Below are 16,717 nucleotides of genomic sequence, written 5' to 3'. Positions count from 1 at the left end.
CGGTGCACAAGGCCGTGCGTGTTCCTATCTGATTGGCAGTGGTGGTCATGCAAGCACGTTCGGTGGTATCCGGTTTGCCGGCGCTGGTATTCGCCGCCTTGGTCGGCACGATGGCGATGATGGCGTTCGTGGCAGTGATCGGCCCGGTGGTGCGCCTGCTCGGTCTGTCCGAGTGGCATGCGGGACTGTCGGTCACGGCGGCCGGGGTGTTGTGGATGCTCTCGGCGCGTGGCTGGGGCCGGTTGAGCGATCGCATCGGGCGCAAGCGGGTGCTGTTGATCGCACTGGCGGCCTATGTGGTGATCTATGCGGTGATGGCGATGTTCGTCGATACCGCGCTGCGCTCACCGCCGACGCTGTGGGTGTCGGTGGTGGCGCTGGTGGGCACGCGCGCCCTGGTGGGCCTGTTCTATGCGGCCGTACCGCCTACGGCAGCGGCGATGGTGGCCGACGAAGCCGCGCCGGGCCAGCGTGCCGGGGCGATGGCCAAGCTGGGCACCGCCAACGCGATGGGCATGGTGCTGGGCCCGGCGGCAGCGGGCTGGATCGCCTTCCATGACCTCTCGCTGACCTTGTATGTGGCTGCGGTGCTGCCGCTGCTGGCGCTGTTGGTGATCGCCTGGCGCCTGCCCGCGACCACGCCGGCCGCGCCCAGCCAACGCGGGCCGCGGCCGCGCATGGCCTGGACCGACCCGCGGCTGCGGCTGCCGATTCTGGCGGTGTTCGCGGCGATGATCTCGGTGACCATCGCCCAGGTCACGGTGGGTTTCTTTGCGATCGACCGGCTGCGCTTGTCGCCCGCCGATGGCGCGCGTGTGGCCGGGTTGGCGCTGACCGCAGTCGGGGTCGGGTTGATCCTCGCGCAGGTGCTGGTGATGAAGCTCAAGGGCGTGCCGCCGCGGCGCTGGATCGCGATCGGGGCGCTGGTGTCCGCGATCGGGTTCGCCTCGGTCGCGTTGGTGCAGGCCCCCTGGCAACTGCTGCTGACCTATGCGTTGGCCGCGTTCGGCATGGGCTTCGTGTTTCCGTCGTTCCAGGCGCTGGCCGCCGATTCGGTGCAGGCAGACGAGCAGGGCGCGGCCGCCGGTACCGTGGCTGCGGTGCAGGGGCTGGGCATGGTGATCGGGCCGATGCTGGGCACGCTGCTGTATCGCAGCGCGCCGAGTGCACCGTACCTGCTGGTGGGGGTGCTGCTGGCGCTGCTGTCGTTGGCGGCGGTGCTGCATCGTGCGCGGGGTGCGGCATGAGCGAGGCGCTGCATCCGTCGCTGTCGGACGAGACGCTGATGACCACGATGGTCCAGGCGGATGACGCGCTGCAGTTCGTGCTGCGCGCCCCGCAGCACACGCTGCATGCACAGGGCTGTCGGGCCCGGTTGGTGCGCGGCGGGACCGCCTCGCTGGCCGAGCGGGTTGCCGGTTTCTTCGCCAGTGAACGCGAAGGGCCGGCGCTGCTGGTTGGCGCGTTGCCGTTTGATCCGGACGGCCTGGATGCGCTGTATCAGCCGCGCTCGCTGCACGCACCTGCGGTGCCGTCCAGCGTGGTCGCCGCTGCAAGGTTCAGCGGCCAGGTGTTCGCCGAGCCCACGGCGGTGGCCTATGCCGATGCGGTGGCGCAGGCGCTGCGCCAGTTGCAGCCGGCCGCCGCCACGCTGCACAAAGTGGTGTTGGCACGCAGCCTGCGCCTGGACAGTGAGCAACCGATTGCACTGCAGGCCCTGGCGGCGCGATTGGGGCAGGACCCCAGCGTGGCGACGTATCTGGTGCCGTTGCCGGCCGAGGTTGGTGAAGACATCGACACACCGGCATGGCTGGTCGGGGCAACGCCGGAACTGCTGGTATCACGGCGTGGCAGCCGCGTGCTCTCGCATCCCTTGGCCGGTTCGGCGCGGCGTTGCGTGGACCCGGTGGCCGATGCACAGGCGGCGCAGGCGCTGCTGGGCTCGGCCAAGGACCATGACGAACACCGCCATGTGGTCGAGGCGATCGTGGAAGGCCTGGCGCCATGGTGCACGCACATCGACGCGGCCGCACGGCCGTCGTTGCATGCCACCAGCAGCATGTGGCACCTGGGTACGAAGATCGACGCAACGCTGAAGGATCCGGCCACGCCGGTGGCGCAGCTGGTGGCCGCGCTGCATCCCACCCCGGCAGTCTGTGGCACGCCGCGACAGTTGGCGCTGGACACCATCCGTGCGCTGGAGCCGGTACCGCGCGGGTTCTATGCCGGCGCGGTGGGCTGGGCCGATGCGCACGGTGATGGCGACTGGTACGTGGCGATCCGCTGCGCGCGCGTGCAGGGCCGCCAGGCCCGCGTCTATGCCGGTGCGGGGATCGTGGCCGATTCGCAACCGGCGCTGGAAGTGGCCGAAACCGCGGCCAAGTTCAGGGCCATGTTGACCGCGCTGGGCGTCGATGACGCCGCGCCGGTCGAACCCAATGGAGGGTCGTAATGGAATCTGCAGTGGCATCCCCGCGCGTGACGCTGCGCCAGACCTGGCCGCCGGCGCTGGTCGCGCGCTACCGCGCAGCGGGCTATTGGCGTGGTGAGACCTTCCCGGGTTTCCTGCGCGAGCGGGCTACCCGCTACGCGGATGATGTAGCGGTGGTCGGCGGCGACGTCCGCCTGAGCTACGCCCAGTTATGGGCGGAAGCCGGCCGCATCGGCGCCGGCCTGTTGGCACAGGGGCTGCGCCCGGGCGACCGCGTGGTGGTGCAGCTCGGCAACGTGGCGGCCTTCGTCAGCGTGGTGTGCGGCTTGTTCCGCGCCGGGCTGGTGCCGGTGTTTGCCTTGCCGGCACACCGGCTGACCGAAGTGGCCCATGTGGCGCGTACCGCCGAAGCCAGCGCCTACCTGGCCGCCGCGCAGTACGAGGGCTTCGACTACCGCACGCTGGCGCGCGACCTGCAGGCGCAGCTGCCCGGCCTGGTCCATGTGCTGATCGTCGGCGAGGCGGCCGAGTTTGCCGCCGTGGATGCGCTGGACGGTGATCCGGCGAGCCTGCCGGCCGACCCCGACCCGCAGTCGGTGGCATTCCTGCAGCTGTCCGGCGGCAGCACCGGGCTGTCCAAACTGATTCCGCGTACGCACGACGACTACATCTATTCGTTCCGTGCCAGCAATGAGATCTGCGGCATCGGCCGCGACAGCGTCTATCTGGTGGCACTGCCGGCCGCGCACAATTTCCCGATGAGCTCGCCGGGTTTCTTCGGCGCGTTGTACGCCGGTGCGCGGGTAGTGCTCAGCCCCGGCGCGGGCCCGGACACAGCGTTCGCGCTGATCGCGCGCGAGCGGGTCACCTGTGTTGGCCTGGTGCCACCGCTGGCGCTGCTGTGGGCGCAGGCCGCGGCGACCACCGCGCATGACCTGTCCAGCCTGCAGGTGGTGCAGGTAGGCGGGGCCAAGCTGGTGCCTGAAGCCGCGCGACGGGTCATCGATGGCCTCGGTTGCCAGCTGCAGCAGGTGTTCGGCATGGCCGAGGGGCTGGTCAACTACACCCGCCTGCACGATCCGGTGGACCTGGTGATCACCAGCCAGGGCCGCCCGATCTCACCTGATGATGAGGTGCTGGTGGTGGATGACCACGGCCATCCGGTGGCGGCCGGTGCGACCGGGCACCTGCTGACCCGCGGCCCGTACACGATCCGTGCCTACCACAACGATCCGGCCGCCAATGCGCGCGCGTTCACCGAGGATGGCTACTACCGCACCGGCGACATGGTGCAGCAGCTGCCCGGTGGCTACCTGGTGGTGCAGGGGCGCGCGGGTGACCACATCAACCGCGCCGGCGAGAAGATCTCGGCCGAGGAAATCGAGGACCATCTGTTGGCGCATGCCCACGTGTTCGACGCGGCGGTGGTGTCCATGCCCGATGCCTACCTGGGCGAGCGCAGCTGCGCCTTCGTGATCGCACGTGGCGAGACGCCCACGGCGGCCAGCCTCAAGGCCTGGGTGCGTGGGCGCGGCCTGGCCGCGTTCAAGGTGCCCGACCAGGTGGTCTTCGTTGATGCCTTCGGCACCACGGCGGTGGGCAAGATCAGCCGCCGCGAACTGCGCGCACAGCTGCGCGAACGCTACCTTGAACTCAACGGAGGACCGCGCTGATGGCGCTGCCGAAGATTGCCGAATACCCCTTGCCGACCCAGGCCGAGCTGCCCACCCCGCGCGGCGCCTGGCAGCCCCGCAGCGAGCGGCTGGCGCTGCTGGTGCACGACATGCAGCGCTACTTCCTGGCCGCATTCGGCGCCGACACCGCACCGCTGGCACCGGCGGTGGCCAACATCGCGCGGCTGCTGGCGCATTGCCGCGCCCGTGGCATTCCGGTGTTTTACACCGCCCAGCGCGGCAACCAGGACCGTCGCGACCGCGGCCTGCAGGCCGACCTGTGGGGCCCGGGCATGAGTGCCAGTGCCGAGCACGAAGCGATCATCGCGGCACTGGCACCGGCCGAGGGCGACCATGTGCTGGTCAAGCACCGCTACAGCGCCTTCCAGCGCAGCAATCTGGAAACCATGATGCGCGCACGCGGGCGCGATCAGCTGCTGGTGACCGGGGTGTATGCACATATCGGCTGCACCGCCACGGTAGCCGAGGCGTTCCAGCGCGATATCGAAGCGTTCATCGCCGCCGATGCCGTTGCCGACTTCTCACGCGCCGACCATGACCTGGCGCTGCACTGGATCGCGCGCACCTGCGGTGTGCCGATGACCACCGACCACCTGTTGGAGACCTTGAAATGAGTGCGCAGGCCAACACCGCCCCGCTGACCCTGGCGCGCATGCGCGCCGATGTGGCCGAGATGCTCGGCGAGGCACCGGGTGCGGTGGCCGACGACGACAACCTGATCGACCTCGGCCTGGATTCGATGCGGGTGCTGGGGCTGGTGCTGGGCTGGGGCAATACCGGCATCCCGCTGGAGTTCGGCCACCTGGCCGAGCACGCCACGCTCGGCGCGTGGTGGGGCGTAGTGCAGCGGTTGCAGGCCCAGGTCAGCAGCGACGCATGAGTGCCCAGGCTGCGGCGTGTGCCGGGGATGTCGCCGCGCCGCGTGCGCTGAGCGAAGCGCAGGCCGGGCAGTGGTACGCGCAGCGGCTGGCGCCGACGCAGCCGGCATTCAATACCGCGCATGCGCTGTGGATCGACGGCACGCTGGACGTGGACGCCTTCGTGCGCGCGGCCAACCGCGCGGCGGGGGAATCCCACGCACTGGCGCTGCGCTTCACGGTGGATGCCGACGGCGTGCCGCAGCAATGGGTTGATCCGGCGCACTGCCCGCAGCTGCAGGTGGTCGACCTGCAGCGACACCCCGATCCGGACGCCGCCGCGCGCGAGGCGATGCGTGCCGAACGGCTGCACGCCGTCGATCCCAGCCGCGACCGCGTGGCCCAGCAATGCCTGTTCGTGCTCGGCCCGCAGCGCCATGTCTGGTACCTGCGCGTGCATCACCTGGCCACCGACGGTTATGGCATGGCGTTGTTCAGCGAACGCGTCAGTACGCTGTATGCCACGCCGGAGGGCAATGCCGCGCCGCTGGCGCCGTTGCTGCCGGTGCTGGAGGAAGACCAGCAGTACCGCGCCAGTGAACGCCGCAGCACCGATGCCGCGTACTGGCAGGACTACCTGCAGGCCACCCCGGCGGCGGAAGGATTGGGCGGTGGCTTTGCCGCCGCCTCCGACGATGCGGTGCGGTGGGTGCAACCACTGACACCGGCATTGCGTGAGGCCATCCAGCAGGCCGCGCAGCGGATCGGCCAGCCATGGCCGGACCTGTTGACCGCGCTGGCCGCCGAATACTGCCGACGCATCAGCACGTTGGACGAAGTGGTGCTGGGCGTGCCGTTCATGGGCCGGCTGGGCAGCGCTTCGGCGCGGGTACCGGCGATGGTGATGAACGTGTTGCCGCTGCGGGTGGCCGCCAGCGAGGACAGCATCGATACGGTCGTGCGCACGACCGCGCGCGCCCTGGTGCGGGGCCGCCGCCATGGCCGCTACCGCGGCGAGCAGCTGCGCCGCGATCTCGGCCTGGTCGGTGCGCAGCGCCGGCTGCATGGGCCGCTGGTCAATGTGCAGCCGTTCTACCGGCCGCTGCCGTTGCTCGGGGTGCAGGCGCGGCTGGAGGTGCTGTGTACCGGGCCGGTCGACGATGTGAGCATCGGCTTCCGCGGGGACGGGCAAACACTGCTGGAGCTGGAGATCGAGGCCAACCCGGCGCTGTACGACGCTGACGGCATTGCCGCGCATGCGACCCGCCTGCTGCACTTCGTCAGCACCGGGCTGGAGGTGCAGGCGCAGGGCGGCCGCATCGGCGACATCCCCTTGGCCACGCCGGCCGAGGCACAGCACCTGCTGCATACCGTCAATGCGACGGCGCATGCGCTGCCCGATGTGAGCCTGGTGGATCTGTTGCTGGCCACGATGCAAGGTGCACCCGGCGCAACGGCGCTGGAATTCGGTGACGCGCGCATGACTTACGCGCAGCTGGAACAGCGCAGCCGGGCGCTGGCGTTGCAGCTGCAACGCGCTGGCGTCGGCCGCGAGTCCCGGGTGGTGGTGGCGCTGCCGCGCTCGCTGGAGCTGTTGGTGGCACTGGTGGCGGTGCTGCGCGCGGGTGCGGCGTACCTGCCGGTCGATCTTGCCCACCCCGACGAACGGCTGGGGCGCATCCTGCGCTCGGCGCAGCCGGCCTGTGTACTGGCCGATGCCGCGGACGCGGCGCGCTTCCCCGGCCAGCAGCTGCTGGCGCCGGCAGATTGGGCGTGCAGCAGCGACGAAACACTGGCGCCGAGCGTACAGCCGGGCGATGCGGCCTATGTGATCTATACCTCCGGCTCCACCGGCGAGCCCAAGGGCGTGCTGGTGGAGCACCGTGCCATCGTCAACCGGCTGCTGTGGATGCGCGCGCACTACGCCATCGGTGCCGACGCGCGCATCCTGCAGAAGACCCCGGCCACCTTCGATGTGTCGGTCTGGGAATTCTTCCTGCCGCTGATCAGTGCGGCCACCTTGGTAGTCGCCCCACCGGACGCCCACCGTGATCCGCTGGCGCTGGCGCGGATCATCCGCGAACACGCCGTCACCACGCTGCATTTCGTGCCCTCGATGCTGGATGCTTTCCTGGCCGTTCCGGCGGCAAAGGGGTTGCGCCTGCGCCATGTATTCACCAGCGGCGAAGCGCTGGAGGCCACCGTGCGCGACCGCTTCCATGCCACGCTCGATGCGCCGCTGCACAACCTGTATGGCCCGACCGAAGCGGCGGTGGATGTCAGCTGGTGGCCGGCCAGCCGCAATGACCGCACCGACCCGGTGCCGATCGGCTACCCGGTCTGGAACACCCGCCTGTATGTGCTGGATGCGCAGTTGCGTCCGCTGCCGGTGGGCGTGCCCGGCGAGCTGTACCTGGGCGGCGTGCAATTGGCACGTGGCTATCTCGGCCGCGACGACCTGACCGCCGAGAGATTCATCGCCGATCCACATGTGGCCGGCGGGCGGCTGTACCGCACCGGGGACGTGGCGCGCTGGCGCGCCGATGGCGCGGTGGATTACCTCGGGCGCAGCGACCACCAGGTGAAGCTGCGCGGGCTGCGTATCGAGCTGGGGGACATCGAGGCGGCGTTGCGCGGTCAGCCCGCTGTCGCCCGCGCCGAAGTGTTGTTGCGCGAAGACCGGCCAGGCGAGCGCCGACTGGTGGCGTATGTGTCGGCCGAGGTGCCGGATGCCGACGTGCTGGACACCGAACAGCTGCGTCGCCAGTTGCTGGCGAGCCTGCCGGACTACATGGTGCCGGCCGCCGTGGTGGTGGTCACGCACTGGCCGGTCACCGCGAACGGCAAACTGGACCGTGCGGCATTGCCGCCGCCACTCCGCGATGACGGTGGTGGTAGCGTGGCGGCGACCGACAGCGAGCGGACCCTGGCCGCGCTGTTCGCCCAGGTGCTGGGGCTCAGCGCGCCGGTAGCCGCCGATGCGGACTTCTTCAGCCTGGGCGGTGACTCGCTGAGCGCGGTGCACCTGCTGTTGGCGATCCAGCAGCACTGGCAGCACGATCCGGGGCTGGGCGCGGTATTCGCCACGCCCACGGTGGCCGGGCTGGCGGCACGGCTGGATGCGCCGCGCCGCGCCACCGACCATGGCCTGGCGCCGTTGATCGCACTGCGCGAAGGCGAAACGGGCAGGGCACCGCTGTTCGTGGTGCATCCGGCTGGCGGCATCGCCTGGAACTACCGCGATCTGGCCCGCGCACTGCAGCCCGCGCGCGACGTGCATGGCCTGCAGTCGCCCGCGTTGGATCCCACGCAGCCGCTGCCCGCCAGCATCGCCGCGATGGCCGCCACCTACGTGGACCGGGTGGTGGCACAGCAGCCGCATGGACCGGTGCACCTGCTGGGCTGGTCGGTGGGCGGCATCCTGGCCCAGGCCATGGCCGTGCACCTGCAGGCGTTGGGGCGCGACGTCGGGCTGCTGGTGCTGCTCGACGCGTATCCCAGCGAGGTCTGGCGGGCCGAGCCCGACCCGGATCCTGTCGCTGCCTTGCGGGCGCTGCTGGCGATTGCCGGGCACGACCCCGAGGCGCACCCAGAGCTGGACAGCCGCGAACGCATCCTGGCCTTCCTGCGCCGCGGCGACAGTGCGCTGGGCAACCTGCCGGACATCGTGCTCGATGGCGTGGTGCGCGCGGTGACCGGCACCAACCGCTTGATTCGCGAACACCACCACGCATGCTATGACGGTGCGCTGGTCCATGTCCGCGCCGGGCGCGACCATGCCCTTCGCCCACAGCTGCAATCGGCGCTGTGGCAGGCACATGCCACGCGCGTGGAACCGATGGAACTGCCGTTCCTGCATGCCGAGCTGACCGGACGCGATGCGGTGGCATGCATCGCCCCGTGGCTGTCAGCGCGGTTGCAGGCCTGGGACGTTCCGCAACAGGAGCACATGCAATGAAACTGAGTGGATTCGACACCACCGTGGCGCTGGTGACCGGCGCGGCCGGTGGCATTGGTGCGGCGCTGGTGCAGCTGCTGTTGGACAGTGGCAGCGTGGTACTCGCCACCGATCGCGCGGCCCCGGTGCTGCCCGCCCACCCGAACCTGCATGTACGCGCCGTGGACGTCAGCGATGCCGCCGCGGTGGATGCCGCGGTGGCCTGGGCGGAAACCACGCTCGGACCGACCGGCTTCGGTATCAATGTAGCCGGGGTGCTGCAGGTGGGCGAGGTCAGCGCGATCGACGATGCGGAATGGCGACGTGTGTTCGCCGTCAACACCGATGGGGTGTTCCATGTCGGCCGGGCCCTGGCGCGGGTGATGCAGCCCCGTCAACGCGGCGCGCTGGTCACGGTCAGTTCCAACGCGGCGGGCGTACCGCGGCATGGCATGGCCGCGTATGCGGCCTCCAAGGCTGCCGCCACCATGTTCACCCGCTGCCTGGGCCTGGAGCTGGCCCCGCACGGCATCCGCTGCAATATCGTGGCGCCGGGCTCCACCTTGACGCCGATGCAGACCGGCATGTGGGCCGACGCGGACGGGGCCCAGCGGGTGATCGAGGGCAATCCGCAGACCTACAAGGCGGGCATTCCGCTGCGCAAGCTGGCCACCCCGCAGGACATCGCCGAAGCGGTGATGTTCCTGCTGTCCGACCAGGCCGGGCATATCGCGATGAGCGATCTGTACGTGGACGGTGGGGCGACGTTGCGCGGTTGAGGTGGGGGTGCAGCGACGCATGGCGTCGCTCTACCCGGGGCGTCAGCCCTTCAGCCAGCGGATGCAGGCGGCGTTGGCATCGGCGCCGGGCGCGGCCTGCGCGCAGCTGTTGCCCATGCGTGCCTGCAACCGGCCCAACGTGTCCTTGCCTTCATGTTTCTGGCTCCACGTCGTCAACGTAGCGGCCAGGCGCTCGAAGCGCTGGCGGGTGCGCTGGTGGTAGCCGGCCGGTTGCGCATCCAGTTCGGCGATGACCTCGGCAGTGGCCTGCTCGATGCCGGCGGCATCGTCGGGGCGCAGCCGCACCAGGCCTTCCACATACAGCACGCCCCACTGCACGCGCGTCGCCGGTCCCTGCGCGCCCTGGTAGGCCTTGTGCAGCCAGTCCAGCGCCGCGTCCTTGTCGCCGCGCGCCTCGGCCAGTTCGGCCAGGTCGGGCATGTAGTAGTACGGGGTCTGGCTGCGGTCGAGCTCGGCCAGCAGCACCTTCTCGGCGGCCGCGTTGTCGCCGACCTCGCGCAGCAGGTAGACCGCGCTGCTGATCGTGGCCTGGCGTTCGTGCGCGGTCTTGGCGGCCGCATCGGCGGCCGCCACGCGTTCGTGGGCCTTGTCGCGCAGCGTCGGTGGAACGGGCGCGCCCGGGTGCTGCTGCTTGAACAGCGCCAGCTCGGTCAGCGTGGTGGACAGGCGCGCATCGGCGGCATTGTCCTGTGCGGCATCGGCACCTTCCAGTGCGGCCAGCAGCTGCGCACCGAGCTGGCGTGCCTCATCGCCACCGCCGGTGGCCCGCGCGATCAATGAAGGGCCCTGGTAGCCGAGCAGGTCGCGGTTGGCGCGCACTTCCGCGGGCGCGGCCAGTACCGCGAGCAGCAGCTGGTGGGCATGCTCGCGTTCGGCCGGATTGGGCGCAGCGTCTACGTCACCGCGCGCGCCCAGTGCCAGCAAGGCGAAGCGGCGCTGCAGCGCCGGCACCGGTGCATTGGCGGCCAACTGCTGCAGCACCGTGGCGCTGTCGCGCGGGCCGGACAGGCGGTTGGCGTCCACTTCCCAGCCATAGTCGCCCAACACCGACCAGTCTTCGGCGGAGACCTGTTTGGGCGACAACAGCGCGGTCTGCAGCACATCGGCCACGGCCGTGCGCCGGGTGGCGACGCGACTCAACGCGGTGGTCAGTTCGGCGCTGTCGTTGCCACCGGCCAGCCGGGTGATTTCGTGGCGCTGCGCATCCAGCACGATCAGGGTGGGATAGCCGCGCACGCCGAACTGTTCACCCAGCGCCTGCGCGCCCTCCTGGTCACCGTCCAGGTAGACCGGCACGAACTGGCGGGTGAGGGCGATGAAGGCCGGGTCACGGAACAGGGTCGCCTTGAGCTTGTTGCAGGGCGGGCACCACACCGCGCCCCAGTACAGCAGCACCGGCTTGCCGCTCTGCTGCGCGTCGGCGAACGCGTCTTCGACGTCGCCATGCCGCCAGGCGATCTCATCGGCCACCACCGCGGCGGGCGCCGGGGCGGTGGCCGGCGGCGGCGGAGTCGGGCTGCAGGCGGCCAGCAGCGCAAGCGCCGCCATCAGGCCAAGGGAGGAAACAGGGCGCATCGCAGGCATCCACGGCAGAAGGGCGGCCCACGCTGGACCGTCCGCCATTCTAGAAAGCGGCGTTGGCGGTGGGTGGGCGGTACTGATGCCGATTGCGCATGAGTGCAGGCCGGGCGGTGATATGCCGCCGTCAACCGGCCTCGGGGGCCAGCCGGTCGTACATGCGCACCAGATCCACCAGGGTGCGTGCCTGCATCTTGCGCATCACATGGGCGCGACGCACCTTCACGGTGATCTCGCTCACCCCCAGATCGGCGGCGATCTGCTTGTTGAGGCGGCCGCGGACCACGCCGCCGACCACGGCACGCTCGCCGGTGCTGAGCGTGGCCCAGCGCTGGCGCAGGGTATCGACCACATCGCCCTCACGGCGGCGCAGACGGTCGCGTTCGATGCCCTGGTGGATGGCGTCGAGCAGTTCCTGGTCACGGAACGGCTTGGTCAAGAACTCGATGGCGCCGTCCTTCATCGCGGTGACCCCCATGGCGATATCGCCGTGGCCGGTGATGAACACCACCGGCAGATACAGGTCATGGCTGGCCATCTGCCGATGAAAGTCCAGCCCACTCTGGCCGGGCATGCGCACGTCCAGCACCAGGCAGGCCGGCGCATCCTCGCGCGGATGTTCCAGGAAGGCCTGGGTCGAGGCGAAGGCCCGCACCTGCAGGCCCATCGAGGCCAGCAGGTCTTCCAGCGCGGCACGCACGGAATGGTCGTCGTCGACCACGTACACGATGGGAGCCGGTTCGGGCGGGGCGGCAGCGGGCTTACGCATGGTCACGGTCCGGTGAGGTGGGCAGCTCGAACACGAAGCAGGCACCGCCACCGGCTGGGCGCTCGGCGCGGATACGGCCGTCGTTGGCTTCGATGATCGAACGGCTCAGGCTCAGGCCCAGGCCCAGGCCGAGTGATTTGGTGGTCCAGAACGCATCGAACACGCGTTCTGGGGCCTCCAACGGCAGGCCCACGCCACGGTCACGCACACTGAGCGTGACCCGGTCGCTGCCGTCGCGGGCGGTGGCGATCGACAGGCGGCGGCCGCCGGCCGGCACGTCGGCCATCGCATCGACCGCGTTGAGGATCAGGTTGCCGATCACCTGCTGGACCTGCACGCGGTCGGCGAACACTGGCGGCAGCTCGTCATCGAACAACCGCGCCACCACGATGCCGTGCTGGTCCAGTTCGCTGCGCGACAGCGCCAGCATTTCCTCCACGGCATGGTTGAGGTCGAAGCCCTGGCGGGCCGGCGCGGCGCCGCGGGTGAGCCCGCGGATGCGCGCGATCACATCGCTGGCCCGATGCGCATCGTCGAGGATGCGCGCGAGGGTCTGGCGCGCCTTGTCCACGTTCGGCGGGTCCTGCGCCAGCCAGCGCTTGCTGGCTTCGGCGCTGCTGGCGATCGCCGCCAGCGGCTGGTTGACTTCATGAGCGATCGAGGTGGTGAGCTCGCCCACGGTGGAGGCCCGCGCCACCCGCAACAGACGCGCCTGCGCCTCCTGCACGGCGAGCTTGGCCGCTTCCATCTTCAAGGCCAGGTAGGTGGTGATGCTGATGACCAGCATGCCGATCGCCGAGTTGACCAGGCCGATGCGGTAGGTGCCGAAGCGGGTCAGGAAGAAGCTCAGCCCGGTCAGCCCGATGCAGATCGCCGCCAGCACGATCAGGCCACGCCGCGGCAACAGGCGCGAGGCGGCCAGGATCACCGCCGCGTAGAAGCAGGCCGCGGCCACGGCGTAGTCGGTGACGGTATCGGCGGCGAAGATCGCCGCCATCACCAGCCCCAGCACGATCAGGCCCCAAGTGCGGCGTGAGGGCAGTGCAGGCATCGGGGTGGCTCCCTGGTGGGCGGGGTGGAGCCGGCCGGTGGCAGGCTGCCCGAAGGATAGCACCGCCCTCCGCGGGCACTGCCGCTCAGTCTTCCATGGTGGCATTCCAGAACCCCTGCAACACGCCCGGTTGGCCGGACAACGTGGCCAGCACGGCATCGAGTTCGTCGGCATCCACCGCCGTCGCATACAGCACGGCCTCGATTTCCACGTCGTGCTCACCGAACGGACGCGGGTCCACCGCGCGTACCGGGTAGTGCGCCTGTTCCAGCAGCAATAGCAACTGGTCCAGTACCGCTGCCTGCTGCTCGCGTTCGCAGACCACGGTGACGGCATAGGTCGCCTCGCTGAGCGCCTCCTGCAGCGGCTGGCGCTGGATGCGGTTCACCACCGGGCGCAGCAGGGTGTTGGCGGCCAGCACGAACAGCGCCGCCAGCAGTGCTTCGGGCAGCAGCTTGATGCCGGCACAGGCACCCACCGCGGCCGAGCCCCACAGCGTGGCGGCGGTGTTCAGGCCGGACACCTGCGCGCCGTCCTTCATGATCACGCCGGCACCGAGGAAGCCGACGCCGGAGATCACATAGGCGACCACGTGCAGCGGCGAGGGCGGGCCGCCATACAGGTCGTGGAAGCGCACGGCCAGGTCCACGAAGACCGCCGCACCGACGGCCACCAAGGTGTTGGTGCGCAGCCCGGCGGTACGTTGGCGCAGTTGTCGCTCCAGGCCGATGACAGCGCCGAGCACGAACGCCACCGACAGGCTGATCAGGGTGCTGACAGTGGCACCGGCATTGAACGCCGGCAGATGCGGGTTGAAGTCCATTACTGCCACCCATAGCGACGGATGTAGACCTTCTTCAGCGCCGTGGTGAGCACTGCGTAGCCGAACAGGATGGCGACCAGGAACGGCCAGTAGCCGGTGGGCAGCGCCTGCAGCTTGAAGTAGCCGGCCAGCGGGCTCATCGGCAGGGCCACGCCGATGGCCATGATCAGGCCGGTCATCAGCAGCAGCGGCGGTGCGGCGATGCTCTGCACGAAGGGCAGCTTGGGGGTGCGGATCATGTGCACGATCAAGGTCTGGGTGAGCAGCCCGACCACGAACCAGCCGGACTGGAACAGGCCCTGGTCGGCCGGGGTGCGCGCATCGAACACGTACCACATCAGGGCGAAGCAGCTCAGGTCGAAGATCGAACTGATCGGCCCGAAGAACACCATGAAGCGCCCGATATCGGCCGGGTTCCACTTCAGCGGCTTGCGCACCAGCTCCTCATCGACGTTGTCGAACGGGATGGCGATCTGCGAAATGTCGTACAGCAGGTTCTGCACCAGCAGCTGCAGCGGCAGCATCGGCAGGAACGGCAGGAACGCCGAGGCCACCAGTACCGAGAAGACGTTGCCGAAGTTGGAGCTGGCGGTCATGCGGATGTACTTGAGCATGTTGCTGAAGGTGCGCCTGCCCTGGATCACGCCTTCCTCGAGCACCATCAGGTTCTTCTCGAGCAGGATGATGTCGGCCGCTTCCTTGGCGATATCCACCGCGCTGTCCACGCTGATGCCGATATCGGCCGCACGCAGCGCCGGGGCATCGTTGATGCCGTCGCCGAGGAAGCCGACCACCTTGCCCTGCGCCCGCAGCGCCCGCACCAGCCGCTCCTTGTGCAACGGGGTCAGCCGGGCAAACACGCGGTGGCTGGCCAGTGCCTGGGCCACGGCAGCATCATCCATGCGCTCGATCTGCGGCCCGGTCAGGATCGCATCGGCCTGCAGCCCCACCTGGGCGCAGACCCGTGCGGTGACCAGTTCGTTGTCGCCGGTGAACACTTTGACTTCCACCCCGTGCGCGGCCAGCGCCTGCAACGCCTGCGCGGCCGATTCCTTGGGCGGGTCCAGGAACGCCACGTAGCCGACCAGGGTCAGGCCGTGCTCGTCGGCCTGGGAGTACACGGTCTGGCTGGCGGCGGTTTCCTTCATGGCCACGGCGACCACGCGCAGCCCTTCCTCGTTGAGCTCCTCGGTGGTCTGGCGCACGCGGGCCAGGCGCTGCGCATCCAGCGGCATGTCGCGGCCACCTTCGCGCACGGTGCTGCACACCGCCAGCATCTCCTCCACGGCGCCCTTGCAGATCAGTTCGTGGTGATCCTCGCGCTCGGACACCACCACCGACATCCGGCGGCGTTCGAAGTCGAACGGAATCTCATCCACCTTGCGGTAGTCCTGCGACAGCCGCAGCTGGCTCTGCAGTTCCACGTGTTCCAGCACGGCGCGGTCGAGCAGGTTGCTCAGCCCGGTCTGGAAGTGGCTGTTGAGGTAGGCGAACTTGAGTACGTCCTCCGAATCGTGGCCGAACACATCGGTGTGGCGTTCCAGCGCGATCTTGTCCTGGGTCAGGGTGCCGGTCTTGTCGGTGCACAGCACGTCCATGGCGCCGAAGTTCTGGATCGCGTCCAGGCGCTTGACGATCACCTTGCGCCGCGACAGCAGCACCGCGCCCTTGGCCAGGGTGGAGGTGACGATCATCGGCAGCATTTCCGGGGTGAGCCCGACCGCCACCGACAGCGCGAACAGGAACGCCTCGGTCCAGTCGCCCTTGGTTACGCCGTTGACCAGCAGCACGAACGGCACCATCACCAGCGCGAAGCGGATCAGCAGCCAGCTGACGCTGTTGACCCCGGCCTGGAAGGCGGTGGGGGTACGGTCGCTGGCGGTGCTGCGCTGGGCGATGGTGCCGAAGTAGGTACTGTTGCCGGTGGCCAGCACCAGTGCCGTGGCGGTGCCGGAGACCACGTTGGTGCCCATGAACAGCAGGTTGGGCTGCTCCAGCAGCGCGCTGTGGCTGCGTGCGGCCTCGGCGAACTTCTCCACCGGCAGCGATTCGCCGGTCATCGCCGCCTGCGCCACGAACAGGTCCTTGGCGGTGAGCACGCGGCAGTCGGCCGGAATCATGTCGCCGGCCGACAGCACGATGTGGTCGCCGGGCACCAGTTCCCGGATCGACAGTTCGCGCTGCTGGGCCGGGCTGCGGCTGTGCAGGTGCGCGCCGAAGTACTGGTCGGCCAGCTCCGCCGCTTCGGTACCGGTGGCCCGGCGCAGCACCCGGGCGGTGTTGCCGACCAGTGCCTTGAGCCGCTCAGCGGCGCGGTTGGAGCGGCCTTCCTGGATGAAGCGGATCAGGGTGGAGAGCAGCACCATGGTGCCGATCACCAGCGTCGCCTTGATGTCTTCGGTGAGGTAGGACACCACTGCCAGCACGGTGAGCAGCAGGTTGAACGGGTTGCGGTAGCACTGCCACAGGTGACGCCACCACGGCAGCGGCTTTTCGTGATCGACCTCATTGGGGCCGACCCGCGCCAGGCGCTCGGTGGCTTCGTGCAGGCTGAGGCCATCGGCATGCGAATCCAGCGTGTGGATCGCCTCCGCCGGGCTGCTTTGGGCCAGCGCCACCAGCTCGCTGCTCAGGCTGCTGGGCACGGCGTCGTTGCCACCGCGGCCGAAGCCGGCTTCCGGCATGGCACGGCGGCGGAACAGGTTGCCGGCGCGGCGGCTGCGCAGGAAGGCGTCGAACCAGGCGTTGAGCAGGTTCATGGGGAAGTCCTCGAAACA

Annotated in this window: 12 protein-coding genes; 7 read left to right on the top strand and 5 right to left on the bottom strand. The window is 69.6% G+C overall.

Annotated features, from left to right (window positions below):
* Nucleotides 1–47: 47 nt before the first annotated feature.
* Genes AC3IPM_RS10530 through AC3IPM_RS10500 form a run of 7 tightly spaced genes read left to right on the top strand, consistent with a single transcriptional unit; the run spans nucleotide 48 to nucleotide 9,698 of the window.
* Nucleotides 48–1,247 carry an MFS transporter gene (locus tag AC3IPM_RS10530; RefSeq protein ID WP_489299799.1) on the top strand — a complete coding sequence of 400 codons (1,200 nt, stop codon included), beginning with the start codon at nucleotides 48–50 and terminating at the stop codon, nucleotides 1,245–1,247.
* Nucleotides 1,244–2,452, top strand: coding sequence for an isochorismate synthase (locus AC3IPM_RS10525; protein ID WP_489299798.1), 1,209 nt, complete (start codon nucleotides 1,244–1,246; stop codon nucleotides 2,450–2,452). The genes AC3IPM_RS10530 and AC3IPM_RS10525 overlap by 4 nt, the downstream gene beginning before the upstream one ends.
* Nucleotides 2,452–4,104, top strand: coding sequence for a (2,3-dihydroxybenzoyl)adenylate synthase (locus AC3IPM_RS10520; protein ID WP_489299797.1), 1,653 nt, complete (start codon nucleotides 2,452–2,454; stop codon nucleotides 4,102–4,104). Before AC3IPM_RS10525 ends, AC3IPM_RS10520 begins: the two co-directional genes overlap by 1 nt.
* A complete protein-coding gene (locus tag AC3IPM_RS10515; RefSeq protein ID WP_489299796.1) occupies nucleotides 4,104–4,739 on the top strand; it encodes an isochorismatase family protein in 636 nt (211 codons plus the stop codon). The genes AC3IPM_RS10520 and AC3IPM_RS10515 overlap by 1 nt, the downstream gene beginning before the upstream one ends.
* Entirely contained in the window at nucleotides 4,736–5,005 is a 270-nt protein-coding gene (locus AC3IPM_RS10510; RefSeq protein WP_489299795.1) for a phosphopantetheine-binding protein, read from the top strand. The genes AC3IPM_RS10515 and AC3IPM_RS10510 overlap by 4 nt, the downstream gene beginning before the upstream one ends.
* Nucleotides 5,002–8,940 carry an amino acid adenylation domain-containing protein gene (locus AC3IPM_RS10505; protein ID WP_489299794.1) on the top strand — a complete coding sequence of 1,313 codons (3,939 nt, stop codon included), beginning with the start codon at nucleotides 5,002–5,004 and terminating at the stop codon, nucleotides 8,938–8,940. Before AC3IPM_RS10510 ends, AC3IPM_RS10505 begins: the two co-directional genes overlap by 4 nt.
* Entirely contained in the window at nucleotides 8,937–9,698 is a 762-nt protein-coding gene (locus AC3IPM_RS10500; protein ID WP_489299793.1) for a 2,3-dihydro-2,3-dihydroxybenzoate dehydrogenase, read from the top strand. The genes AC3IPM_RS10505 and AC3IPM_RS10500 overlap by 4 nt, the downstream gene beginning before the upstream one ends.
* 42 nt (nucleotides 9,699–9,740) lie before the next feature.
* Here AC3IPM_RS10500 and AC3IPM_RS10495 read toward each other — a convergent pair whose 3' ends face one another.
* From AC3IPM_RS10495 to mgtA, 5 genes are all read right to left on the bottom strand, one after another.
* Nucleotides 9,741–11,294 (bottom strand): thioredoxin family protein, encoded by a 1,554-nt coding sequence (locus tag AC3IPM_RS10495; RefSeq protein WP_489299792.1) that lies wholly within the window; start codon nucleotides 11,292–11,294, stop codon nucleotides 9,741–9,743.
* Between the two features lie 130 nt (nucleotides 11,295–11,424).
* Nucleotides 11,425–12,066, bottom strand: a complete 642-nt coding sequence (locus tag AC3IPM_RS10490; RefSeq protein ID WP_489299791.1) for a response regulator transcription factor — start codon at nucleotides 12,064–12,066, stop codon at nucleotides 11,425–11,427.
* Nucleotides 12,059–13,117, bottom strand: a complete 1,059-nt coding sequence (locus AC3IPM_RS10485; protein WP_489299790.1) for a sensor histidine kinase — start codon at nucleotides 13,115–13,117, stop codon at nucleotides 12,059–12,061. Before AC3IPM_RS10485 ends, AC3IPM_RS10490 begins: the two co-directional genes overlap by 8 nt.
* Nucleotides 13,118–13,202: 85 nt before the next feature.
* Nucleotides 13,203–13,940 (bottom strand): MgtC/SapB family protein, encoded by a 738-nt coding sequence (locus AC3IPM_RS10480; RefSeq protein WP_489299789.1) that lies wholly within the window; start codon nucleotides 13,938–13,940, stop codon nucleotides 13,203–13,205.
* The gene (mgtA, locus tag AC3IPM_RS10475; RefSeq protein WP_489299788.1) at nucleotides 13,940–16,699 is read right to left on the bottom strand and encodes a magnesium-translocating P-type ATPase; all 2,760 of its coding nucleotides are present in this window, start codon (nucleotides 16,697–16,699) and stop codon (nucleotides 13,940–13,942) included. The genes AC3IPM_RS10480 and mgtA overlap by 1 nt, the downstream gene beginning before the upstream one ends.
* Nucleotides 16,700–16,717 lie beyond the last annotated feature (18 nt).

The organism is Stenotrophomonas sp. GL_111 (assembly GCF_057835245.1).
The sequence above is the reverse complement of the archived record's forward strand: the minus strand, read 5'-3'. Positions and strand labels throughout refer to the sequence as shown.

Bases quoted from the DNA above. Each gene is read 5' to 3' on its own strand.
- AC3IPM_RS10530 (WP_489299799.1), top strand. From the start codon at position 48: ATGCAAGCACGTTCGGTGGTATCCGGTTTGCCGGCGCTGGTATTCGCC.
- AC3IPM_RS10525 (WP_489299798.1), top strand. From the start codon at position 1,244: ATGAGCGAGGCGCTGCATCCGTCGCTGTCGGACGAGACGCTGATGACC.
- AC3IPM_RS10520 (WP_489299797.1), top strand. From the start codon at position 2,452: ATGGAATCTGCAGTGGCATCCCCGCGCGTGACGCTGCGCCAGACCTGG.
- AC3IPM_RS10515 (WP_489299796.1), top strand. From the start codon at position 4,104: ATGGCGCTGCCGAAGATTGCCGAATACCCCTTGCCGACCCAGGCCGAG.
- AC3IPM_RS10510 (WP_489299795.1), top strand. From the start codon at position 4,736: ATGAGTGCGCAGGCCAACACCGCCCCGCTGACCCTGGCGCGCATGCGC.
- AC3IPM_RS10505 (WP_489299794.1), top strand. From the start codon at position 5,002: ATGAGTGCCCAGGCTGCGGCGTGTGCCGGGGATGTCGCCGCGCCGCGT.
- AC3IPM_RS10500 (WP_489299793.1), top strand. From the start codon at position 8,937: ATGAAACTGAGTGGATTCGACACCACCGTGGCGCTGGTGACCGGCGCG.
- AC3IPM_RS10495 (WP_489299792.1), bottom strand. From the start codon at position 11,294: ATGCGCCCTGTTTCCTCCCTTGGCCTGATGGCGGCGCTTGCGCTGCTG.
- AC3IPM_RS10490 (WP_489299791.1), bottom strand. From the start codon at position 12,066: ATGCGTAAGCCCGCTGCCGCCCCGCCCGAACCGGCTCCCATCGTGTAC.
- AC3IPM_RS10485 (WP_489299790.1), bottom strand. From the start codon at position 13,117: ATGCCTGCACTGCCCTCACGCCGCACTTGGGGCCTGATCGTGCTGGGG.
- AC3IPM_RS10480 (WP_489299789.1), bottom strand. From the start codon at position 13,940: ATGGACTTCAACCCGCATCTGCCGGCGTTCAATGCCGGTGCCACTGTC.
- mgtA (WP_489299788.1), bottom strand. From the start codon at position 16,699: ATGAACCTGCTCAACGCCTGGTTCGACGCCTTCCTGCGCAGCCGCCGC.